This window comes from Pseudomonas sp. FYR_5 (genome assembly GCF_043106315.1).
GTDB lineage: Bacteria > Pseudomonadota > Gammaproteobacteria > Pseudomonadales > Pseudomonadaceae > Aquipseudomonas > Aquipseudomonas putida_Y.
The window spans coordinates 223,183-244,437 of record NZ_JBICMK010000100.1 but is presented as its reverse complement, the minus strand read 5'-3'; the positions used below and the strand labels follow the sequence as shown (position 1 = coordinate 244,437).

The 21,255-nt window shown below is 62.0% G+C and carries 17 protein-coding genes and 3 tRNA genes; 9 read left to right on the top strand and 11 right to left on the bottom strand.

Going from position 1 to position 21,255, the window contains the following annotated elements; translation table 11 throughout:
- Window positions 1-39 precede the first annotated feature (39 nt).
- The 3 genes from ACF8RA_RS22010 (at window position 40) to ACF8RA_RS22000 (ending at window position 3,733) form a co-directional block, all read left to right on the top strand.
- Window positions 40-717 (top strand): response regulator, encoded by a 678-nt coding sequence (locus ACF8RA_RS22010; protein ID WP_176685113.1) that lies wholly within the window; start codon window positions 40-42, stop codon window positions 715-717.
- The gene (locus tag ACF8RA_RS22005; RefSeq protein WP_176685112.1) at window positions 714-2,060 is read left to right on the top strand and encodes an ATP-binding protein; all 1,347 of its coding nucleotides are present in this window, start codon (window positions 714-716) and stop codon (window positions 2,058-2,060) included. The genes ACF8RA_RS22010 and ACF8RA_RS22005 overlap by 4 nt, the downstream gene beginning before the upstream one ends.
- 350 nt (window positions 2,061-2,410) lie before the next feature.
- Window positions 2,411-3,733, top strand: a complete 1,323-nt coding sequence (locus ACF8RA_RS22000) for a dicarboxylate/amino acid:cation symporter (RefSeq protein ID WP_021783312.1) — start codon at window positions 2,411-2,413, stop codon at window positions 3,731-3,733.
- 152 nt (window positions 3,734-3,885) lie between these two features.
- Here ACF8RA_RS22000 and tsaA read toward each other — a convergent pair whose 3' ends face one another.
- The 4 genes from tsaA to ACF8RA_RS21980 all read right to left on the bottom strand — a co-directional run bounded on the left by tsaA (window position 3,886) and on the right by ACF8RA_RS21980 (window position 6,381).
- Window positions 3,886-4,578: a tRNA (N6-threonylcarbamoyladenosine(37)-N6)-methyltransferase TrmO gene (gene tsaA, locus ACF8RA_RS21995; protein WP_101196305.1), complete on the bottom strand. Its 693-nt coding sequence runs from the start codon at window positions 4,576-4,578 to the stop codon at window positions 3,886-3,888.
- Between the two features lie 6 nt (window positions 4,579-4,584).
- Entirely contained in the window at window positions 4,585-5,046 is a 462-nt protein-coding gene (locus ACF8RA_RS21990) for a DUF1456 family protein (protein ID WP_003254807.1), read from the bottom strand.
- 49 nt (window positions 5,047-5,095) lie between these two features.
- A complete protein-coding gene (locus ACF8RA_RS21985) occupies window positions 5,096-5,806 on the bottom strand; it encodes an rRNA pseudouridine synthase (RefSeq protein ID WP_176685111.1) in 711 nt (236 codons plus the stop codon).
- A gap of 119 nt (window positions 5,807-5,925) precedes the next feature.
- The gene (locus ACF8RA_RS21980) at window positions 5,926-6,381 is read right to left on the bottom strand and encodes a GNAT family N-acetyltransferase (RefSeq protein ID WP_392488183.1); all 456 of its coding nucleotides are present in this window, start codon (window positions 6,379-6,381) and stop codon (window positions 5,926-5,928) included.
- Between the two features lie 294 nt (window positions 6,382-6,675).
- Here ACF8RA_RS21980 and ACF8RA_RS21975 point away from each other — a divergent pair, with 294 nt between their 5' ends.
- The 4 genes from ACF8RA_RS21975 to ACF8RA_RS21960 all read left to right on the top strand — a co-directional run bounded on the left by ACF8RA_RS21975 (window position 6,676) and on the right by ACF8RA_RS21960 (window position 10,689).
- Window positions 6,676-7,224, top strand: coding sequence for a hypothetical protein (locus ACF8RA_RS21975; RefSeq protein WP_392519573.1), 549 nt, complete (start codon window positions 6,676-6,678; stop codon window positions 7,222-7,224).
- Between the two features lie 190 nt (window positions 7,225-7,414).
- Window positions 7,415-8,260, top strand: coding sequence for a DUF6502 family protein (locus tag ACF8RA_RS21970; RefSeq protein ID WP_392488181.1), 846 nt, complete (start codon window positions 7,415-7,417; stop codon window positions 8,258-8,260).
- Entirely contained in the window at window positions 8,257-9,885 is a 1,629-nt protein-coding gene (locus ACF8RA_RS21965) for a DUF5666 domain-containing protein (RefSeq protein WP_392519572.1), read from the top strand. The genes ACF8RA_RS21970 and ACF8RA_RS21965 overlap by 4 nt, the downstream gene beginning before the upstream one ends.
- A 54-nt stretch (window positions 9,886-9,939) precedes the next feature.
- Window positions 9,940-10,689 (top strand): hypothetical protein, encoded by a 750-nt coding sequence (locus ACF8RA_RS21960; RefSeq protein ID WP_392488179.1) that lies wholly within the window; start codon window positions 9,940-9,942, stop codon window positions 10,687-10,689.
- 72 nt (window positions 10,690-10,761) lie between these two features.
- Here the strand turns inward: ACF8RA_RS21960 and rimO are convergent, their stop codons facing one another.
- The gene (gene rimO, locus ACF8RA_RS21955; RefSeq protein WP_392488178.1) at window positions 10,762-12,093 is read right to left on the bottom strand and encodes a 30S ribosomal protein S12 methylthiotransferase RimO; all 1,332 of its coding nucleotides are present in this window, start codon (window positions 12,091-12,093) and stop codon (window positions 10,762-10,764) included.
- Between the two features lie 234 nt (window positions 12,094-12,327).
- Here rimO and ACF8RA_RS21950 point away from each other — a divergent pair, with 234 nt between their 5' ends.
- Window positions 12,328-14,238, top strand: a complete 1,911-nt coding sequence (locus ACF8RA_RS21950; protein ID WP_392461650.1) for a potassium transporter Kup — start codon at window positions 12,328-12,330, stop codon at window positions 14,236-14,238.
- Window positions 14,239-14,285: 47 nt separating this feature from the next.
- On the opposite strand, the gene ACF8RA_RS21945 is transcribed toward ACF8RA_RS21950, so the two are convergent.
- From ACF8RA_RS21945 to ACF8RA_RS21925, 5 genes are all read right to left on the bottom strand, one after another.
- On the bottom strand, window positions 14,286-15,578 hold the full coding sequence (locus tag ACF8RA_RS21945; RefSeq protein ID WP_176685108.1) for a virulence factor family protein: 1,293 nt from the start codon (window positions 15,576-15,578) through the stop codon (window positions 14,286-14,288).
- On the bottom strand, window positions 15,578-18,220 hold the full coding sequence (mprF, locus tag ACF8RA_RS21940) for a bifunctional lysylphosphatidylglycerol flippase/synthetase MprF (RefSeq protein ID WP_176685107.1): 2,643 nt from the start codon (window positions 18,218-18,220) through the stop codon (window positions 15,578-15,580). Before mprF ends, ACF8RA_RS21945 begins: the two co-directional genes overlap by 1 nt.
- Window positions 18,221-18,479: 259 nt before the next feature.
- A tRNA-Met gene (locus ACF8RA_RS21935) sits at window positions 18,480-18,556 on the bottom strand.
- 134 nt (window positions 18,557-18,690) lie between these two features.
- Window positions 18,691-18,767: transfer RNA gene (locus tag ACF8RA_RS21930), tRNA-Met, on the bottom strand.
- 133 nt (window positions 18,768-18,900) lie between these two features.
- Window positions 18,901-18,977 (bottom strand) — tRNA-Met (locus ACF8RA_RS21925).
- Window positions 18,978-19,198: 221 nt separating this feature from the next.
- Here ACF8RA_RS21925 and dinB point away from each other — a divergent pair.
- The gene (gene dinB / locus ACF8RA_RS21920) at window positions 19,199-20,260 is read left to right on the top strand and encodes a DNA polymerase IV (protein WP_176685131.1); all 1,062 of its coding nucleotides are present in this window, start codon (window positions 19,199-19,201) and stop codon (window positions 20,258-20,260) included.
- A gap of 26 nt (window positions 20,261-20,286) precedes the next feature.
- On the opposite strand, the gene ACF8RA_RS21915 is transcribed toward dinB, so the two are convergent.
- The gene (locus ACF8RA_RS21915; RefSeq protein ID WP_176685106.1) at window positions 20,287-21,240 is read right to left on the bottom strand and encodes a hypothetical protein; all 954 of its coding nucleotides are present in this window, start codon (window positions 21,238-21,240) and stop codon (window positions 20,287-20,289) included.
- Window positions 21,241-21,255 lie beyond the last annotated feature (15 nt).

Below are 21,255 nucleotides of genomic sequence, written 5' to 3'. Positions count from 1 at the left end.
GAAAGGGCCGGTACAGGCAATACATATAAGGAGCTGCACATGAAACTGCTGGTGGTCGAGGACGAAGCCCTGCTTCGCCATCACCTCTACACCCGCCTGGGCGAAAGCGGCCATGTGGTCGAGGCGGTCGCTGACGCCGAAGAAGCGCTGTACCAGGCCGAGCAGTACCATTTCGACCTTGCCATCATCGACCTGGGCCTGCCCGGTATCAGCGGCCTGGAGCTGATCACGCGCCTGCGCAGCCAGGACAAGACCTTCCCCATTCTCATCCTCACGGCCCGTGGCAACTGGCAAGACAAGGTCGAGGGCCTGGCCGCCGGTGCCGACGACTACCTGGTCAAGCCGTTTCAGTTCGAGGAGCTTGAAGCACGGCTCAATGCCCTGTTGCGCCGCTCCAGTGGTTTCACCCAGTCGACCATCGCCGCTGGCCCCTTGGTGCTTGACCTCAACCGCAAGCAGGCCACCCTGGACGAACAAGCCTTGGCCCTGACTGCCTACGAATACCGCATCCTCGAATACCTCATGCGCCATCACCAGCAGGTGGTGGCCAAGGATCGCCTGATGGAGCAGTTGTATCCAGGTGACGAAGAGCGTGACCCCAATGTCATCGAAGTGCTGGTTGGCCGCCTGCGCCGCAAGCTTGAAGGCGAGCACGGTTTCAAGCCCATCGACACGGTGCGCGGCCTGGGCTACCTGTTCACTGAGCGCTGCCGATGATCCGTTCGCTGCGGGTGCGCCTGATGCTGGCCGCCGCAGTGTTGGCGCTGCTGTTCATGCTGGCGCTGCTGCCGGCTTTGCAGAAGGCCTTCAGCCTGGCTCTGCAGGAGTCGATCGAGCAGCGTCTGGCCTCTGATGTGACCACGCTGATTTCCGCTGCGCGTATCGAGCATGGCCAGTTGCAGATGCCGACACTGCTGCCGGACGAGCGCTACAACCTGCCCTACACAGGCCTGCTCGGCTATATCTTTGACCGCGACGGCAAACTGGTCTGGCAGTCGCGTGCCACCGCCGAGCGGCACATCAACTACCGGCCGCGCTATGACGGGCGCGGCAACGAGTTTGCCCGCATTCACCAGTCCGATGGCGAAGAGTTCTTCGTGTACGACGTCGAGATTAAACTGCTGGGCGGGCAGAGCGCCGCCTACAGCATTGTCGCCCTGCAGCCCGTGAGCGAGTACAAGGCCACCCTCAATGGCCTGCGCGAAAAACTCTACCTGGGGTTCGGCGCTGCATTGCTGGCGCTCATGGTGTTGTTGTGGGCAGGCCTGACCTGGGGGCTGCGCTCGTTGCGACGCCTCAGCCACGAACTGGATGAAGTGGAATCAGGTGCGCGTGACGGCCTGAGCGGCGAGCACCCACGCGAGTTGCTGCGCCTGACCCGCTCGCTCAACCGTCTGTTGCGCAGTGAGCGTGAGCAGCGCACGCGCTACCGTGATTCGCTGGACGACCTGGCACACAGCCTGAAGACGCCGCTGGCGGTGTTGCAGGGTGTGGGTGAAAGCTTGCAGCAACGCAGCGGCGAGCGCGAACAGGCGCGGGTGCTGCAAAGCCAGATCGAGCGCATGAGCCAGCAGATCGACTATCAACTGCAACGCGCCAGCCTGCGCAAGAGTGGCCTGGTGCGCCACAGCGTACTGCTGCGGCCGTTGCTCGACAGCCTGTGCAGCACCTTGGCCAAGGTGTACCGGGACAAACGTGTGAACGTGGTGCTGGAGTTGCCGGATGCGGCGCAGGTACCGATGGAGCAGGGCGCGTTGCTGGAAATGCTCGGCAACCTGCTGGAGAACGCCTACCGGCTGAGCCTGGGCCAAGTGCGGGTGAGCCTGATGAAGGCGCCGGGGTATCTGACCTTGTGCATCGAGGACGATGGGCCGGGGGTGCCCGCCGACCAGCGCGAGCGCATTCTGGAGCGCGGGGAGCGGCTGGACAGCCAGCACCCGGGGCAGGGCATAGGCTTGGCGGTGGTCAAGGATATCGTTGACAGCTATGACGCCGAGCTGAGCCTTGGCGATTCTCCGCTGGGGGGCGCCGCGTTCAGAATCACCTTCAACCTGGATTGACTCGCAGCCTGTGCCGGCCCATCCGCAGGTAAATCCGCGAATGGGCCGGCACAGGCAATCCATAATGGGCGGATTTCCGCCATTCCTCCCTGTACAAATTCCGCCACCGGGCGGAAATCCGCCAATCCGTCCCGGGAATATCGCCCTGTCGTTGGGCATTTATCCCTAGCAAATACGGGCTTTGCACCCTTCATGGGCATTTTGGCACCACCCTTGCTATTGATCCTCGCAGAGGCCTGCCCAGGCAGCTCGAACACAACGACAAATCCCTCCAAGTGCAGGAGGGTTAGCGATTCAGGTGCCCCATTACCCTGGAAAGGGTGAACCGGCACACTTGAGGAAAATTAGCCATGACGACACGTCAGCCGCTGTACAAATCCCTGTATGTTCAGGTGTTGGTCGCCATCACCATCGGCATCCTGCTCGGCCACTACTACCCGGAAACGGGCGTTGCCCTCAAACCCTTGGGTGACGGCTTCGTCAAACTGATCAAGATGGTCATCGCCCCGATCATCTTCTGTACCGTGGTCAGCGGCATTGCCGGCATGCAGAGCATGAAGTCGGTCGGCAAAACCGGCGGCTACGCGTTGCTGTACTTTGAAATCGTCTCCACCATCGCGCTGATCATTGGCCTCGTCGTCGTCAACGTGGTCAAGCCAGGCGCTGGCATGCACATCGACGTCAGCACCCTGAACGCCAGTAGCGTGGCTGCCTACGCCGCCGCCGGCTCGCAGCAGACCACCGTCGGTTTCCTGCTTAACGTCATCCCCAATACGGTCGTCGGCGCCTTCGCCAACGGCGACATCCTGCAAGTGCTGATGTTCTCGGTGCTGTTCGGTTTCGCCCTGCACCGCCTGGGCAGCTACGGCAAGCCGGTGCTGGACCTGATCGACCGCTTCGCCCATGTCATGTTCAACATCATCAACATGATCATGAAGCTGGCCCCGGTCGGCGCGTTTGGCGCCATGGCCTTCACCATCGGCCAGTACGGTGTTGGCTCGCTGGTGCAACTGGGCTACCTGATGGCCTGCTTCTACATCACCTGCCTGCTGTTCGTACTGGTGGTGCTGGGCGGTATCTGCCGTGCCCACGGCTTCAGCGTGCTCAAGCTGATCCGCTACATCCGTGAAGAACTGCTGATCGTGCTGGGTACTTCGTCCTCGGAGTCGGCCCTGCCGCGCATGCTGGCCAAGATGGAGCGCCTGGGTGCCAAGAAATCGGTAGTCGGCCTGGTTATCCCTACCGGCTACTCGTTCAACCTGGACGGTACCTCGATCTACCTGACCATGGCTGCGGTGTTCATCGCTCAGGCCACTGACACCACCATGGACATCACTCACCAGATCACCCTGCTGCTGGTACTGCTGGTGGCTTCCAAGGGTGCTGCCGGCGTTACCGGTTCGGGCTTCATCGTGCTGGCCGCGACCCTGTCGGCTGTTGGCCACCTGCCGGTTGCCGGCCTGGCGCTGATCCTCGGCATCGACCGCTTCATGTCCGAAGCCCGCGCCCTGACCAACCTGGTGGGCAACGCCGTTGCCACCGTGGTGGTGGCCAAGTGGGTCAAGGAAATGGACGACGACAAGCTGGCTTCGGAATTGGCCTCCGGTGGTGCGCCGTTGATCGATACCCGCCCGACCGACGACCTGGGCGTTGCTGAAGGCCCGGCTCGTTGATAGCTAGTTGAAATGAGAAAGGCGACCCAAGGTCGCCTTTTTCGTGTCTGCGCGGTCCCTTGTGGGAGCAACTGTCTTGCTCAATTTCTAAAAGCTGGCGCGATCCCTGTGGGAGCGGGCTTGCCCGCGAACACGGGCGAAGCCCGTGGCCCTCAGCCCAGTACCACTTCCAACACCCGGATGACGTCCGGTTGCGGGTAATGCCACCTTACTTGCACGTCCCAGAACTTCACCCCGTACACCCGCTCGGCCGGTGGTATCTGGTAGGCCGGCCGTGGGTCCTGCGCCAGGCATTGCTCGATCAGTTCCACCAGCGGCTCGCTCAGGCGCAGCGCATGCTCGCGGGCCTGGAGCAGGGCGTTGTCGGCCCAGTGCACGGCAATTGCCACCGGCGCTGCGTTGGCCATCTGGTTGCTGGCGCCAGCGATGCTGTCGGCATAGGGCACATACGGCTTGATGTCCAGCACCGGCGTGCCGTCGAGCAGGTCGATCCCGGACAGCAGCAGGCGCCCGGGCTCCACGCCCTCCAGGCGTACTACCGACTGGCCGATACCGTTGGGCCGGTGGGTGGCGCGGGTGGCGAACACCCCCATGCTCTTGTTGCCGCCCAGACGCGGTGGTCGCACTTTCAGGCGCGGCTTTTCTTCCAGGGCCTGGTGGAACAGAAACAGCAGCCAGACATGGCTGACCTGCTCCAGGCCTTCGACCGCGTCACCTTGATCGAACGGCGGCAACAGTTCGAGTACGCCACGGGCGGCAGGTGCCAGCTGTGGCTGGCGCGGAATGGCAAACTTTTCCTTGAAACAGGAATGGACGATGCCGACCGGGACAACCGTATGCTGCATGGCCACTCAGCCGCGCACGCGCAGGGTCAGGCCCTTGAGGAAGTTGCGCATCAACTGGTCGCCACACGGGCGGTAGTTGTCGTGGCCAGCCTTGCGGAACAGCGCGCTGAGCTCAGGTTTGCTGACCGGGAAGTTGACCGACTTGAGAATCGCGTGCAGGTCGTCTTCCTTGAGCTCAAAGGCCACACGCAGCTTCTTGAGGATCAGGTTGTTGGTTACCGGCAGCTCGATCGGCTGCTGCGGGCGGCTATCGTCTTTGCCTCGGCGGTAGATCACCAGGCCGTCAAGGAAGTGCGCCATCACCCGTTCCGGGCAGCGCACGAAGCCTTCCTCTTCTTCTTTTTTCAGGTAGGTGGCCAGCACCAGAGGATGCACTTCGAGGCCAGAGAGCCCGATGATCTCGGCCATCTTGGCGTCGTTCACCTTGAGCATGTAGCGCAGGCTGCGCAGGACGTCGTTGTGGTTCATTGCAGCAGAATCCTGTTCAGGTGCCGCGCGTTCCAGCGCGGCGTATTGCTTAGAAACGTTCGGAGGTAGCCAGGTAGCGCCATTGGGCCAAGGGCAGCTTGCCCATCGACACACCACCCAGGCGAATGCGTCGCATGCCTAAAAGCTCCAGGCGCAGGTAGGCGCATAGTTCGGAAATCTGCCCTGGTTGTGGGTTTTTCAATACCATGCGCAGGTGTGTCTCGTTCTGCCAGCTGGCCTTGGCCTTAGGCAATTCGCGGTCATTGCGCATGGCCCCACGCGCCAGGCGTTCCAGCGCCTGGGGGGTGGTTTCGCCGCGCACTTCAATGATGAACTCCTGTTCCAGGCGACGCAGGTCAGCCTCGATCTTGCGGGATACCCGCCAGTCCTGGGTAAACACCTGCAGGCCGCTGGCGCCACGCTCCAGCGGTGCCACGCAGGCCTGCCGGGCAAAATGCCCGTGCAGGGCGCGCACGCCTTCGCGGTGGGCTTCGCTGAGGCTGCCCATGTTCATGCTGGCGCGGGCGACTTCACTGTCCATGCCGGCTGGCTGGTTCAGCAGCAGGGTCACCGGTTCCAGGGTTTCGGCACGGGCGCCCGGCAGTAGCTCGACGCGCTGCTGCTCGACCTTGAACTGCGGTTGCTCGACCACCACGCCATCGACCGTTACCCAGCCTCCTTCAATGTACTGCTCGGCCTCGCGGCGGGAGCAGCCGAGCTGCTCGATGAGGCGTTTGGACAGGCGGACGGGTTCGGACATGGGGCAATTCGCAAGGCAGGGAAAGGCCTCCATTGTACCTGCCTGCAAGCGGTAGATGATGGGAATCTGTGTCAGATGCGCCATTTTGGACACGTAGCGCAGCACATTCAGGCGCCGCCTCAAGTCACTGTACGCATTAGCCTCATGTGCAGCAGAGGATAGGGCTGGCCCAGGCCGTCGGTTTCCGAACGGCCGATGACCTCGAAACCTTCATGCAGGTAGAAGCCCAGCGCTTTCGGGTTCTGTTCGTTGACGTCAAGGTACTCGGCATTCAGTTCGCTGATGGCATAGCGCAGCAGGCGCTTGCCTACCCCTTGGCCACGGTAGCCAGGTGCGACGAACAGCATGTCCACCCGCCCGTTGGCGACACCGGCGAAACCACAGATGCGCTGGCGGTCCTTGCAGCAGACCAGCATCACTGCGTCGAGATAACGGCGCAGCACATGTTCGCGCAGCAGCAGGATATAGCCCTCTGGCAGAAAGTCGTGGGTGGCACGTACCGAATCCTCCCACACTTGTACCAGCTCGCTGTAGTCGCTTAAGCGCGGGGTTTGCAGCGTCAGTAGCGCAGGCATGCCGGCGTTCCTCTGGGGCGATAGGGAAAACATAGCAGGCCAACCACCGGTCGGCTTGTTCGCTTGGCGCTTGAGACCTGGGGAGTGACGGTCTATTAATAAAGCGTGGGAAAAAATCCCACGTAAATATAAGTTCAATCTGAAACTGGATTCCTGACTGATTTGGCGTTCTCGTGGCGAAGACCTGGAGACGGACTATGCAAATCCACCTGCTGTTCAAGAAGGCGTTACTCGCGGCAGCTGTAGCTGGCGTGTTGTCGATGTCCATTGCCTTGATCCCTGACTCGATTTCTCATGGCACCAGTGCTTACGCTAAAGATGGCGGCGGCGGCGGCGGCGGCGGTGGCGGTCATGGGGGAGGCGGTGGTGGCCATGGTGGCGGTGGAAGTGGCGGCGGCGGTGGTCACGGTGGCGGCGGAAGTGGTGGAGGCGGTGGTCACGGTGGCGGCGGAAGTGGTGGAGGCGGTGGTCACGGTGGCGGCGGAAGTGGTGGAGGCGGTGGTCACGGTGGCGGTGGAAGTGGGGGAGGCGGTGGCCATGGTGGCAGCGGAAGCGGAAGTGGTGGCCACGGCAGCGGCGGTGACGGTGGTGGCCATGCCGGCAACAGTGGCAGTGGCCACGACGGCAATTCAAACGCTGGGCGCAGCAGCAACCATGCTGAAGCAGGTGACGATCATGGTAATCATGTCGGCGGTGAGCCTGGGGATGATCACGGTAATCACGTTGGTGGTGAACCTGGTGATGATCACGGCAACCATGTGGGTGGCGAACCGGGTGATGACCACGGTGTTCATGCCGGTGGCGAGGCCGGGGATGACAACAGCAGAAGCTGATTGGTACTGATCCGAAGTGGTCCATACAAAACCCAGCGGACGGGTTTTGTATGAGCAGGTTCTGGCCTGCCTGCCTTTGTCACGTCATTTCCAATGAGCGCTGACAGCTTTTTCCTAGTCCATGCCGGGACATGATTGCGGTTTGCGTGGGATTTATTCCCTCGCTTTATACTGGGTGCCTCTGTCAAGGAATGCCCTCAATGCAATCGCCTGTTTTACCCCCGTCGATGCTGAGTGCGCTGCGGCGTGTCATGCGCCCGCTGGTGCGCCTGATGCTGCGCAAAGGGGTCACCTACACGATGTTCACCGACCTGCTCAAGCAGGTGTTCGTCGATGTAGCCCATCGCGAGTTTCGCCTGAACGACACTGCGCCAACCGACAGCCGTATCAGCCTGCTTACAGGCGTACATCGTAAAGATGTCCGGCGGCTGCGTAATGAGGGTGACACTGCACTTACGACCCTGCCGGATAACATCACGCTAGGTGCACAGCTGGTCAATGTGTGGACCAACACCCCACCATTCTGCTCGGCGCCCGGCCAGGCGAGGGCGCTTGCACGGCTAGCCAGTGTGGGTGGCGATTGCTCATTCGATGCCCTGGTCGCCAGGGTCAGCACCGATATCCGCGGTCGGGTGGTGCTGGACGAATGGCTGCGCCTGGGCGTCGTGCGGCTCGATGAGCAGGATTGCGTGCACCTGGAAGCCCATGCATTTGTGCCACAGAAGGGCTTTGATGAAAAGGCTGCGTATTTCGGCCACAACCTGCATGACCATGCCTGTGCTGCGGTGCATAACCTCAGCGGCGAAGGCCAGCCGTTTTTTGAGCGTAGCGTGCACTACGATGCCTTGAGCCCGGCCAGCGTCGAGCATCTGCGTGACGTGGTAGCCAAGGATGGCATGCAGACACTACTTGCCTTCAGCCGACTTGCAGCTGAGTTGGAGAGTGTTGATGAGCCCGGTATCGAACAACGTCAGCGCATCACTGTCGGGCTTTATTTCTACACTGAAGCTACCGATTCCGATCCGTCGAAGACACCCGGGCCATGACACTTTTTGTGCGCTACCTCAGTGCTTTCACGTTTGCCCTGGTTTTCGGGTGGAACCTGATGGTCCCGGGCGAGGTGGCTGCAGCGCCGGTATGTGTCAGCCGTGACGAAGTGGGTATGGCCGGTGCCGCGAGTCTGCAGTTTCCCGGCGGCATGGGCGGCACCGGTGTGCGCAATGAAAATGGCGGCGTCGGTGGCACCGGTGCCCCAGTCCAGCAACGCCCTGGGGGTACAGGCGGCACAGGTGCAGTGGCGGATGGTGTGGACGGTACCGGTACGCCGATCCTGCACCCGGGCGGTACTGGAGGGACTGGCATCGTCGGTACCATCACCGGATTCGCCTCGATCTGCGTCAATGGCATGGAAGTGCACTATGGCAAGGACGTACCGGTGAGTGAAAACGGCGCACCTGCCAGCAGTGGTCAGCTGGCGATCGGGCAGGTGGTGGCGGTGGAGGCATTCGCCACCCAGCGCGGCCTGCAAGCAGGGCGCATTTCGATCCTCAACGTCTTCGAAGGGCCATTGACGGCGCTGCCCAATGCCTCGGCCCCCCTGCGGGTCATGGGGCAACCTGTGCGGTTGGCCGCTGGCGCGCGGGTGGCTGAAGGGCTGCGCCCTGGTGAGCCCGTGAGGGTCAGCGGCCTGCGCGATGCCCGGGGAGAAGTAGTGGCCACCCGCATCGAACGGGCACCGGGGTTGAGGGAGGCCAGCGCCATCGGCGCGGTTGATCGCACTGGCAGCCTTCAGGGGCTGAAGTTGGGTACCCGTGTGGCGCCTGCTCGTGAATTGCTGGTACGCGGCCAGTGGACCGGGCGCCAGCTTGAAGTGGCGCAAACCCGTCCCGACCCGAGCCTGCCTTTTGATGGCCGTGTCCAGCAGGCGGTGGTTGAAGGGCTGGTGCAGCGCACACAAGCTCGGCAGTTGGTGGTCGCAGGTATCAATGTGACGTTGGGGCAGGGCACCGTAATTGTCGGCAGGCAGCCAACGGCGTTGGCGCTCGATCAACGTGTGCGGGTGAGCGGGGTGCTCAATGGTACTCATGAGCTGCGGGCAACCCGCGTGGAATTCCAGGATGACCGTGTAGACAATCCCGGCAGAAGCCAGTCGGGGCAAGGTAGTGAGCATGACAAAAGCAGCTCCGGCGGTTCCAGCAGCGGTCATGGCGCAAGCGATGCGACCAACGAACGCGATGAAAGCAGTGATGACCACAGTGGGCGCAGCGCCGTCGACGGCTCCGGTAGCCATGGCAGCGTTGACAAGTCGGGAACGTCGGCACACCGCGACACCTTGGAGCAGTCGGCCCGCAGCAACAGCGGAAGCTCCGATCGGGTTGAAAAGGTTGAAGTCGAAAAAACCGGGAAGGTTGAAAAAGTAGAGAAGGTCGAAAAACCCGACAAAGTCGAAAAACCCGACAAAGTCGAGAAGGTCGAGAAGGTCGAGAAGGTCGAGAAGGTCGAGAGGGTCGAGAAGGTCGAAAAAGTCGAGAAGGTCGAAAAAGTCGAGAAGGTCGAAAAAGTCGAGAAGGTCGAAAAACCTGAACGGGTCGAAAAGGTCGAGAAGGTGGAGTTACCAGAGAGAGTTGAGAAGGTGGAAAAAGTCGAGCATCCAGAGCGATCCGGGCGTTAGCCAACTAGGCTGGGAAAGTCCGACCATGCTTCCCGAAAGCGTACTGAGGTGCAAATGAAACCCTCGCTCCCTCTTTTCGCCTGTTTGCTCTCATGCACCTGTGTGTCGGTGCTGGCTGATACCTTCAGTGCCGCTATTGGCATGGACTATTCAAGTGGCGACTATGGCACCGGCACCACGTCGGAAATCTGGTACTTGCCGGTGGTCGGCAAGTATGAGAACGGCCCCATGACCTACAAGGTTACCGTGCCCTGGTTGCGTATCACCAACCCCGAAGTCGGCCCCAATGGTGACCCCTTGCCCGGTGGTTGCCGAGACGTGGAAAGCGGGTTGGGTGACACGGTTGCCAGCGTCGCCTATGCATTGCTAGATGGTAGTGACGGCGGCCTGATGCTGGACCTGATCGGCAAGGTCAAATTCCCCACCGCCGACGAAGACCAGTGCCTGGGCACCGGACAGTACGACTACACCACCCAGGTCGACATCACCAAGGGCTTTGGCCCGGTCACCGGCTTCGCGACACTGGGTTGGAAGAAATTCGGCGACCCGCCCGATAGCGATTTCGACGACCCGGTATTTGCCAGCCTCGGTTTTGCCCTGCCGGTGGCGGTCGGTACTTCGGCCGGCGCCTCCTACGATTGGCGGCAGAAAGTGGTCTCGACCGGGGCGCAGATCAAGGAACTTACCCTGTTCCTCACCCACAAGCTCAACCCGCAGTGGAAAGTCCAACTTTACGCAGTCAAAGGCTTCTCGGATGCCAGCCCGGATGCCGAGGGCGGCCTGATGCTGTTTCACACGTTCTGACAAAAAAGCCCCTGCGCCGGTCATTCCCTAATGGAGAACGCCGGGGCAGGGGCTTTGCTGGCTTCAGCCGTTTTAGATGGGTTCAGCCCACATGTCGTATTCGTCGGCATCCACCACACGGCAACGCACTTTGTCGCCGGGCTTGAAACCATGGTCGCCATCGATGAACACGCTGCCGTCGATTTCCGGCGCATCGAAGAAGCTGCGGCCAACCGAGCCTTGTTCTTCAACTTCGTCGATCAGCACGTCGATTTCCTTGCCGATGCGCAATTGCAGGCGGGCAGCACTGATGGCCTGCTGGTGGGCCATGAAACGGTCCCAGCGCGACTGCTTGACGTCGTCCGGTACTTCTTCCAGGCCCAGTTCGTTGGCCGGGGCGCCTTCTACCGGCGAGTACTGGAAGCAGCCCACGCGGTCGAGCTGGGCTTCGGTCAGCCAGTCCAGCAGGTACTGGAAGTCTTCCTCGGTCTCGCCCGGGAAGCCGACGATGAAGGTGGAGCGGATCACCAGCTCAGGGCATTGCTCGCGCCAGTTCTTGATGCGTGCCAGGGTGCGGTCTTCGAAGGCAGGGCGCTTCATCGACTTGAGCACTTTCGGGCTGGCGTGCTGGAACGGGATGTCCAGGTACGGCAGGATCTTGCCGGCAGCCATCAGCGGGATCACGTCGTCAACGTTCGGGTAAGGGTACACATAGTGCAGGCGTACCCAGGCGCCCAAGCTGCTCAGCGCTTCGCACAGCTCGAGCATGCGGGTCTTGACCGGGCGGCCGTTCCAGAAGTCGGTCTTGTACTTGACGTCGACGCCGTAGGCGCTGGTGTCCTGGGAAATCACCAGGATCTCCTTGACCCCGGCCTTGACCAGGCGCTCGGCCTCACTCAGCACTTCACCCACCGGGCGGCTGACCAGCTTGCCGCGCATCGACGGGATGATGCAGAAGCTGCAGCTGTGGTTGCAGCCTTCGGAGATCTTCAGGTAGGCATAGTGGCGCGGGGTCAGCTTGACGCCCTGTGGCGGCACCAGGTCGATCAGCGGGTTGTGGTCCTGACGCGGCGGCACCACTTCGTGCACCGCGTTGACTACCTGCTCGTACTGCTGTGGGCCGGTGACCGACAGCACGCTTGGATGCACGTCACGGATGTTGCCTTCCTCGACGCCCATGCAGCCGGTAACGATGACCTTGCCGTTTTCCTTGATCGCTTCGCCGATCACTTCCAGCGATTCGGCCTTGGCGCTGTCGATGAAGCCGCAGGTGTTGACCACCACCACGTCGGCGTCCTCGTAGGTGGGCACGACTTCATAGCCTTCCATGCGCAGCTGGGTCAGGATGCGTTCAGAGTCGACCAAGGCTTTTGGGCAACCCAGGCTTACGAAACCTACCTTGGGGGTGGCGGGCGTGGTGGACATGACTAACCTCGGTATTGAATGCAGGTCGCCCGGCCGGAATCGGGGGCGAACTTGACGGGCGCTTTTGGCGCCTCTGATCAAAAAGTGCGCAATTCTAGCGAGCGCAAGGGCGCTTGACCAGCAGAAATACGACGAACGCTGCGCTATGCTTCGCGCCGTTGCGCCGGGGTGCCTCAAGGGCCTGGTGGCAAAGTGATTACCAAGGGCCGTGAGGGCCGTTTGCAGGAGTGGTCGATGGTTCAGGCAAGCAGTCACGCTGAGGACGGGCACGAGGGGAAGCAGGGGGCATCGCGGTCGGTGGGCCTGCTCGTGGCGGCGGTCGGCGTGGTTTATGGCGATATCGGCACAAGTCCGTTGTATACCCTCAAGGAGGTCTTTACCGGCGGCTATGGGGTCTCGGTCAACCATGATGGCGTGCTGGGGATCCTGTCGCTGATCCTGTGGTCGCTGCTGTGGGTGGTGTCGTTCAAGTACGTGATGTTCATCTTGCGTGCTGATAACCAGGGTGAGGGCGGCACCATGGCGCTGACTGCACTGGCGCGGCGGGCCACGGCGGCCTACCCGCGGCTGCGCACGCTGATGGTGATCTGTGGCTTGATCGGCGCTTCGCTGTTCTATGGTGACAGTATGATCACCCCGGCGGTGTCGGTGCTGTCGGCGGTGGAGGGCGTAGGCCTGGCCTTCGACGGTATCGACCATTGGGTGGTGCCAATTTCGCTGGTGGTGCTGGTGGCACTGTTCCTGGTGCAGCGGCACGGCACCGAGAAGATCGGCAAGCTGTTTGGTCCGATCATGGTTACCTGGTTCGTGGCGCTGGGCGCGTTGGGTGTGCATGGCATCTCGCAGAGCCCGGAAGTGCTCAAGGCGTTCAACCCGGGCTGGGCAGTCAACTTCTTCGTGGTGCACCCAGGCATCGGCGTGGCCATTCTCGGCGCGGTCGTGCTGGCGCTGACCGGTGCCGAGGCGCTGTACGCCGACATGGGGCACTTTGGCCGCAAGCCGATTGCCCGGGCCTGGTTCCTCCTGGTGCTACCGGCGCTGCTGCTCAACTATTTTGGCCAGGGTGCACTGCTGCTGCAAAACCCGGAGGCCGCGCGAAACCCGTTCTACCTGCTGGCACCGGACTGGGCGCTGCTGCCCTTGGTCGGGCTGGCAACCATGGCCACGGTTATCGCCTCGCAGGCGGTGATTTCCGGGGCCTTCTCCCTGACCCGTCAGGCCATCCAGCTGGGCTACATCCCACGTATGCACATTCAGCACACCTCAAGCGACGAGCAGGGGCAGATCTACATTGGTGCGGTGAACTGGACGCTGATGGTGGGCGTGGTGCTGTTGGTCATCGGCTTCGGGTCGTCGGGCGCTCTGGCGGCTGCCTATGGGGTTGCGGTCACCGGTACCATGCTGATGACCACCATTCTGGTATCCGCGGTGATGCTGCTGCTGTGGAAGTGGCCGCCGCTGCTCGCAGTGCCGATTCTGGTCGGCTTCCTGTTTGTCGACGGGCTGTTTTTCGCCGCCAACGTGCCGAAAATCGCCCAGGGTGGTGCCTTCCCGGTGTTGGCCGGCGGTGTGCTGTTCCTGCTGATGAGCACCTGGAAGCGCGGCAAGCAGATTCTGGTCGAGCGCATCGATGAAGGTGCGCTGCCATTGCCATTGTTCATCAGCAGCATCCGTATTCAGCCACCGCACCGGGTCGAGGGTACGGCAGTGTTTCTGACTGCACGCTCCGATGCCGTGCCGCATGCGCTGTTGCACAACATGTTGCACAACCAGGTGCTGCACAGCCAGGTGGTGCTGCTGACTGTGGTCAGCGAAGACCGGCCCCGGGTGCCGGAACATGAGCGTTTCGAGGTGGAAGCCTATGGCGACGGATTCTTCCGTGTGTTGCTGCACTTTGGGTTCATGGATGAGCCGGACGTGCCTGCCGCGTTGAAGCTGTGCCATCTGGAAGGCCTGGACTTCACGCCGATGCGCACCACCTACTTCCTTAGTCGCGAGACGGTGATCGCGTCACGGCTGGAGGGGATGTCGCGCTGGCGGGGCAACCTGTTCGCGTTCTTGCTGAAGAATGCCAACGGCAACCTGCGCTTCTTCAACCTGCCGTTGAACCGGGTGATCGAGCTGGGAACGCAGGTCGAGATCTGAGTGGTTCATACAGCACTGTCAGGGCCGCAGGGCGGCCCTGATGCTTGTCAATTCTGCTCAGTTACGCGGGACTTGCCCTGGCGCGTCTCGATCTCGCCAATCAACCGCTTGGCGAGTGCCGGGTAGTTCTCGTCGAAGTGGTGCCCGCCAGGCAGTTTCAGGCGCTCACCGACTGCTGTGTTTTCCGTGCAACCGCTCTCGTCTGTTTCCTCTACGCCATACACGCAGACGACCTTGGACGTTGGCAGCTTGGCCATTTCCGGCCCGGTTGGGGCTTCCTGGCCTTCCTTGCCCAGCCAACCCTCGACCTCGATCTCGAAGCTGCCACTGCGCGCGAAGGCTAACAGCATCACCGCGTCGATACGCTGCTGGTCCTCGACTGGCAGGCGGTTGTAGATCGCCGGCAGCACGTCGGCGCCGAACGAATAGCCGGTCAATACGAAGCGCTTGGTACCCCACTTCTGCCGGTAGTGATGCATCAGCTCGGAAAGGTCGGCGGCGCTTTGTTCCGGGGTCTTGTGCTGCCAGTAGTAGCGTAGCGTGTCGATGCCCACCACCGGGTAACCCAGCTTGGCCATCTCCCCGGCCACGTCGCGGTCCAGGTCGCGCCAGCCGCCATCACCAGAGAGGAACAAGGTGACCGTGTCTGTCGTTTGCCCGGCCGGCACCTCGACCACCGGCATGGCCAGTGCGTTACCGTCGTGGCCGACCAAGGCTTGGGTCAGTTGCGCCTTGAGCACTTGTGGCAAGTGGATGTCGTAGTCGCTGATGCTGGTTTCGGCGTTGGCCTGGTCGCGCACGAAGGCGGCGCTGGCGTCATCCGGGTTGTCGTTCCAGGCGACGTTCCAGTGGCCATGGGCCGCCGACTTGGGCAGCGGTGCCCGGCAGCCAGGCTGTTCGAGGGTGAAGCCCACGGAAATGGCCCGCGCCTGGTCATCGTTCTGGCTTGCCAGCCAACGCCAGGCCTGAGCGGCACCGGGGCCGATACCGGCGACCAAGGTTGGTTTTTCCTGCAGTTGGGCCAGCGCCTGGTCCATGGCCTGTTGCTGCTTGCTGCAATCATTAGGGGGCAGAGTCACCTGCACCAGCTGGGCTTCACCGGCCTGGCTCAGGTCGAGCAGTTGCTTGCCCGTCAGTGCCTGGTCCTGTGGCACACCGATGGCCACCCGGACCTTGGGGGGCACGCCAGGGGTAACAAGGGTGATGCTGGTGTCATTGATGCTCATTTGTTCCAGGCGTGCCTCGGGGGCCGGGCGCGTCCACAGCCAGAAGGCCAGCGCGCCACCCAAGGCAGCCAGCAACAGGGGAACCAGCAGGTACAGCCAAAAGCGTCGGGTCATCAGCGTTTCACCAATCCAGTCAGGCCGCCTGCAATCAGGGCGGCGGTGTCGGCCAGCGCCACCAGCGGGTCGAGCCCGGCTGGCACGGCCATGTAGCGGGGTTCCCAGTCCGGCTGGAACTTGTCCTTGAAGCGTCGAAGCCCCTGGAAGTTGTAAAGCTGTTCACCACGGCGGAACACCAGCGAACCCAAGCGCTGGGTCAAGGGGGCGCCACGCCTTGGTTGCAGGCCGGAAAGCGGCACCATGCCCAGGCTGAAACGCCCGTAGTCATGGCTTTTGTAGTGCAGGATCAAGCCGATCATCATGAACTCCATGGTCAGCTTTGGCGCTTCGGGGTGCGCACGCATCAGGTCGAGGCTGGCCAGCTCGTTTCCATGGGTCTCCAGCAAGTTGGCGAAAGCTACCGGGCGGCCCTGGAAGCGAATCAGGGCTATGCGGAAGTGCTGCAGGTAGTCCGGGCTGAAGCGTCCCAGCGAGAAGCCTTTCTCGCGCACGCTCTTGCCGCCGAGCCAGGCATCGGAAATTTCCTTCAGCTCAGCCAGCGGGGCGTGGCCGGGCTCATGGATCTCCAGGCTCAGGCCATCGCGTCCGCCGCGGTTCCAGGTGTAGCGCAGGTCTTTCATCTCCTTGCCTTTGGCTTCAAGGTCGAAGCGGCGCAAGTCGACCCGGGCTTCTTCACCCAGCTTCAATGCGGTCAGGCCGATGTCCATGTAGAACGGCAGGTTCTCCGCGCGCACCTGGTAGAACACTGGCCGTGCGTGGTGCAGGTCGCACAGGTCGCGGAACTGCCAGATCATTTCGGCACGCTCCTGGGCTGGGCCTATCGGGTCGTACAGCGCCACCAGGCTGCGGCCGCGCCGGGCGTACATGAGGAACGCGTTATCACGCGGGTGGAACAGCAACGCCTTGTCGCCAGTCAGCGCCAAGCCACCGTCTGGCTGGTCGGAGGCCTGCAGGATACGGTTGGCGCGTTGCAGCTCTTCTTCATCGGGCAGGTGGATCACCGGCGGCGCTGTGCGCAGCAGCCACGTCAGAGCCACGGCAGCCAGCAGCAAGGCACTGCCCATGGCAGCGCGCAGGCCCCGTGGTGCGTCGGCATCGAGGGTGAACTGCCACCATAGCTGATGGCTGTAAGGGACATCCTGGTAAGCGAACAGCAGCAGCCACACCGATGCGCCTACTGCACAGGCGCTGGCCACCAGGAACACCGGCGAGAAGGGTAGCTCCAGCAGGCGGCTGGGGCGATAGAACGAGCGGCGGAACAGAGCGAGCAGGGCGGCGGTAAAGGTCAGCAGGCAAGCCTCTTCCCAGTCAAAACCCTTCAACAGCGACAGCAGGGCGCCGACCAGCAACAGCACGGTGGTCAGTAGCCAGGCGGCGGACAGGCGCCGACGCAGGCCTTGGGCCAGCAGCAGGCATAGCACACCGATCAGGCTGGCGCCGAAATGAGAGGCATCGATCAGCCGGTGTGGCACCAGGAAGCCCATGTGCTCCAGGCGCGTGTCTATCTCGGGCGTGGCACCGGAAAACAGCAGCACCATGCCGGACAGGAACACCAGAATAGACAGGACCGGTGCGGCCAGACCCGAAGCGGCCTTGATGGCCTGTTGTGCAAACAGCAGGCGCCGGGCTTCATTGGCCAGCAGCAACACGCAGGCCAGCAGCAGTGGCAATACCACATAGATCAGCCGGTACAGCAGCAAGGCAGCGGCCAGCGGTGCGGCACCGAGTTGGTCGGCAAAGGCCGCCAGCAGGATCGCTTCGAATACCCCGACGCCGCCCGGTACGTGGCTGAGCACGCCCGCAGCCAAGGCCAGCAGGTATACCAGTACGAATGCGCCGAAAGGAGGGGCTTCTGGCAGCAACAGGTAGAGCACGGTGGCAGCCGCCCCTACATCCAGCGCGGTAATGAGCAGTTGCAGGGCCGCCAGGCGCGCATTGGGCAGGCGAAGTGTGCGCCGGCCCAGTTGAACGAGCAGGTTATCGGACAACGGTTGCTCGGCCAGGCGTCGGCGGTACAAGCCAATGACCAGCAAGGCAGACAGCACCAGCACGGCGCTGGCGACAGCTGCCAGCAGGCCGGGCGCCAACCCGAGAGCTGTCGAGGCCGCCGGCAGGTTGCTCAATGTCGCCAGGGCGGCCAGGGGCGGCAGCGCGCAGCCCAGTGACAGGCTGGCAAACACAGTCATGCGTGCGACTTCGCCAGCACCCAGCCCCAGGCGTGCGTACAGGCGATAGCGAACCGAGCCGCCAGAGAGCATCGACAGGCCGATGGCGTTGCCGATGGCAAAGGCGCTGAAGCCGCCCAGTACCAAGCTGCGTGCTGGCAGCTTCACGCCGGCATAGCGGCTGGCCGACCACTCGTAGCCCAGCAGGATCACAAAGCCGACCCCCGTTGCCAGCAAGGCGCCCAGCAATGACTGGGTCGGCACGCTGAGCATGGCATCGTGCAAGGCATAGATGTCCAGTTCGTTCAGCAGGTGGCGGCAGGCAATCAAGGCCATCGTGAACAATAACAGGGTCACCATCAGGCCTATGGGCTGGCGGTAGCGACTCAGGCGTTCGAGTAAGGGCAGACGCTGCACAGCACCGGGTAGTGCCGTAGCGAGTGGCACCGCAGGTTCGGGATTGTGCGAAGTCATGAGTTGCCCCGGGCATGCAGCGCGAGGTGAGGGAAAGGTGCGGCCAAGTGAAAGTCCCTTAGGAAAACGTATCCAATGGTACTCCGGCCTCAGGCGTTTGCAGCGGCTTGGCAGGGTTAAAGATAGTTCATCCAGGGCGCGACATCTCAAGCCTGCGGAGTGGCATGAGGGAAGGGAAAATCGAGGTGGCAAAAGTCAGGAGGGTAAAAAGCAACAAACCCCGCGCTGCTTACACAGGCGGGGTTTGTTCTGACGAATATGGTTGCGGGAGCCGGATTTGAACCGACGACCTTCGGGTTATGAGCCCGACGAGCTACCAGGCTGCTCCATCCCGCGTCAGTGGGGCGGATTCTACAGTGTGTAGGTTGTATGTCAAGCGCTAGGCTTTGATTTGTCGATGTTTTTTCGAAAACGCTAACCAACAGGCAAAGAAAAAGGCCACTGTGTTAACAGTGGCCTTTTCTTGAATCTGGTTGCGGGAGCCGGATTTGAACCGACGACCTTCGGGTTATGAGCCCGACGAGCTACCAGGCTGCTCCATCCCGCGTCAGTGGGGCTAATTCTACAGCGTACGGTTTATATGTCAAGCGCTAGGCATTGATTTCTCGAGCTTTTTCGAAAAAGCTTTTCTGCGGGCAAAGAAAAAGGCCACTGCGTTAACAGTGGCCTTTTCTCGAATCTGGTTGCGGGAGCCGGATTTGAACCGACGACCTTCGGGTTATGAGCCCGACGAGCTACCAGGCTGCTCCATCCCGCGCCTGTGAGATCGAATTCTACGGATTTGCGCTCCGATGTCAAGCAATTGTTTTGGAAAAACCTTTTTTGTTCAAACCCTTAGCGCTTGATAACAGTATCCAGCTCAGGCACGGCGGGGCTTTCAGGCCGATTATCGTGTAGTCAGGCCGGTGAGCTGTTTCAGAGCAGGGCGCATGCGATACTATCTGTATGAATTTACAGTGCTGACGGTCGTCCATGTCCTTGCGCAAGATCATTCACGTCGACTGCGATTGTTTTTACGCTGCGATCGAGATGCGTGACGACCCGCGCCTGGCCGGCCGGCCCATGGCGGTGGGGGGCTCGCCCGACCACCGCGGGGTAATCGCCACCTGCAACTATGAAGCGCGTGCCTATGGAGTGCGCTCGGCCATGTCGTCACGGCATGCGCTGAAGCTCTGCCCCGATCTGTTGATCGTCAAGCCGCGCTTCGAGGCCTACCGTGAGGCCTCACGGGAAATCCACACGATCTTTCGCGACTACACGGAGCTCATCGAGCCTTTGTCGCTGGACGAAGCCTATCTGGATGTAAGCGAAAGCCAGTGGTACTCGGGCAGCGCCACGCGCATCGCCGAGGACATTCGCCGGCGTGTTGCCCGTACCCTGCATATCACCGTGTCGGCTGGTGTGGCGCCTAACAAGTTTCTGGCCAAGATCGCCAGTGACTGGCGCAAACCCAATGGACTGTTCGTGATTACCCCTAATGAAGTGGAAGCGTTCGTTGCCGCCTTGCCAGTGGCCAGGTTGCATGGGGTGGGCAAGGTGACGGCCGACAAACTGACGCGGCTGGGCATCGAAACCTGCCTGCATTTGCGTGAGTGGTCACGGCTGGCGTTGGTGCGCGAGTTCGGCAGTTTTGGCGAGCGGTTGTGGGGGCTGGCGCGGGGGATCGATGAGCGTGCGGTGCATAACGACAGCCGACGCCAGTCGGTGAGTGTGGAAAACACCTACGACGCCGACCTGCCAGACCTGGCCACTTGCCTGGCGCGGCTGCCAGAGCTGCTGGACAGTCTGAACGAACGCATCGCCCGCATGGACAGCAGCTACCGGCCAGACAAACCATTCGTCAAGGTCAAGTTCCATGACTTCAGCCAGACCACCATGGAGCAGGCGGGCGCGGGCCGGGACCTGGAGAGTTATCGGCAGTTGCTGGGGCAGGCGTTCGCCCGTGGTGGCAAGCCGGTACGCTTGTTAGGGGTAGGGGTGCGGTTGCGTGACTTGCGGGGAGGGCATGAACAGCTAGAGCTGTTCCCGCCTAATAAATGAAAGGGGCTGCAACGCAGCCCCTTCTGTTAATGCACGCCCGGATCGGCCACCAACCGGCCAGTGGCCTTGGTCAGCGACTGCAAGAACTCCTGCTGCAGTTCCGGATCGTTGCGTGTCAGCTCGATCAGGCTCTGTTCCATTTCACTGGCTTCCTCTTCAAGGCCCAGCTCGGACAAGCGCTTGACCCGGTGCACCCACTGGCCGACTTCATCATCTTCGAGGTCATCGAAGATCAGTTCATGGGCCTCAAGCAGCTTGTTGCGCAGGGTGGCGCTGACCAGCAGGCTGGCATCGCCTCGTACCGCATTGTCCTCGTCATGTACCTGCAGGTGCAAGGTACCGACGTGGTTGAGGTTCTGCTCGGAGAACGGGCTGTCGAGCAGGTTCAGGCGCAGCACGCCGTTACGGTCGGTGGTCAGCTCGTGGGTCATCTTGCCGGCCTTGACCTCCACCAGGCGCTCGCTCCAGGGCAGGCTGGTGAATTCCTCGCGCTTGCCTTTTTGCACTTCGCTGATCCCGGCCAGGTTCTGCTGGGCGCGACCGTTGGATGGCACGTTCATGAACGGGTTGAGCCCATCCACGCCATAACTGAGCCAGTCGTGCGTGATGCTTTGCGGCAGGTTGCCCAGGGCGAAGACGTTGACCACATTGGCGCCGACGCCCGCCACCACGGCCACTGCACCCAGCGGGATCTCGTAGATCTCCCGCCAGGGCTGGTAAGGCGTGTAGCGGTCATAGCGACGGGTCACTTCGAATTCGGTGACTTCGAAGCGCTTTTGCTCGTGCACGCGCACACGTCGCTGCGGAAGCTCCATCACCTTCGGCTCGCCGACATCGATCTGCAGGGTGTGCTCGAGCAGTTTGCGCTCGACGCGCTCCTCATGGTCGCTGCGCTGGGACATCTGGTTGGCGCAGCCGCTGACGAGCAGGGTGCCGCACAGTGCGGCACTCCCCAGGGTAAAGGTACTTCGCTTGAACATGATCACTCGTGCATT

What these genes read in the sequence shown, in the direction of transcription:
- ACF8RA_RS22010 (WP_176685113.1), top strand. Translation starts at nt 40, where the DNA reads ATGAAACTGCTGGTGGTCGAGGACGAAGCCCTGCTTCGCCATCACCTC.
- ACF8RA_RS22005 (WP_176685112.1), top strand. Translation starts at nt 714, where the DNA reads ATGATCCGTTCGCTGCGGGTGCGCCTGATGCTGGCCGCCGCAGTGTTG.
- ACF8RA_RS22000 (WP_021783312.1), top strand. Translation starts at nt 2,411, where the DNA reads ATGACGACACGTCAGCCGCTGTACAAATCCCTGTATGTTCAGGTGTTG.
- tsaA (WP_101196305.1), bottom strand. Translation starts at nt 4,578, where the DNA reads ATGCAGCATACGGTTGTCCCGGTCGGCATCGTCCATTCCTGTTTCAAG.
- ACF8RA_RS21990 (WP_003254807.1), bottom strand. Translation starts at nt 5,046, where the DNA reads ATGAACCACAACGACGTCCTGCGCAGCCTGCGCTACATGCTCAAGGTG.
- ACF8RA_RS21985 (WP_176685111.1), bottom strand. Translation starts at nt 5,806, where the DNA reads ATGTCCGAACCCGTCCGCCTGTCCAAACGCCTCATCGAGCAGCTCGGC.
- ACF8RA_RS21980 (WP_392488183.1), bottom strand. Translation starts at nt 6,381, where the DNA reads ATGCCTGCGCTACTGACGCTGCAAACCCCGCGCTTAAGCGACTACAGC.
- ACF8RA_RS21975 (WP_392519573.1), top strand. Translation starts at nt 6,676, where the DNA reads ATGGCACCAGTGCTTACGCTAAAGATGGCGGCGGCGGCGGCGGCGGCG.
- ACF8RA_RS21970 (WP_392488181.1), top strand. Translation starts at nt 7,415, where the DNA reads ATGCAATCGCCTGTTTTACCCCCGTCGATGCTGAGTGCGCTGCGGCGT.
- ACF8RA_RS21965 (WP_392519572.1), top strand. Translation starts at nt 8,257, where the DNA reads ATGACACTTTTTGTGCGCTACCTCAGTGCTTTCACGTTTGCCCTGGTT.
- ACF8RA_RS21960 (WP_392488179.1), top strand. Translation starts at nt 9,940, where the DNA reads ATGAAACCCTCGCTCCCTCTTTTCGCCTGTTTGCTCTCATGCACCTGT.
- rimO (WP_392488178.1), bottom strand. Translation starts at nt 12,093, where the DNA reads ATGTCCACCACGCCCGCCACCCCCAAGGTAGGTTTCGTAAGCCTGGGT.
- ACF8RA_RS21950 (WP_392461650.1), top strand. Translation starts at nt 12,328, where the DNA reads ATGGTTCAGGCAAGCAGTCACGCTGAGGACGGGCACGAGGGGAAGCAG.
- ACF8RA_RS21945 (WP_176685108.1), bottom strand. Translation starts at nt 15,578, where the DNA reads ATGACCCGACGCTTTTGGCTGTACCTGCTGGTTCCCCTGTTGCTGGCT.
- mprF (WP_176685107.1), bottom strand. Translation starts at nt 18,220, where the DNA reads ATGACTTCGCACAATCCCGAACCTGCGGTGCCACTCGCTACGGCACTA.
- ACF8RA_RS21915 (WP_176685106.1), bottom strand. Translation starts at nt 21,240, where the DNA reads ATGTTCAAGCGAAGTACCTTTACCCTGGGGAGTGCCGCACTGTGCGGC.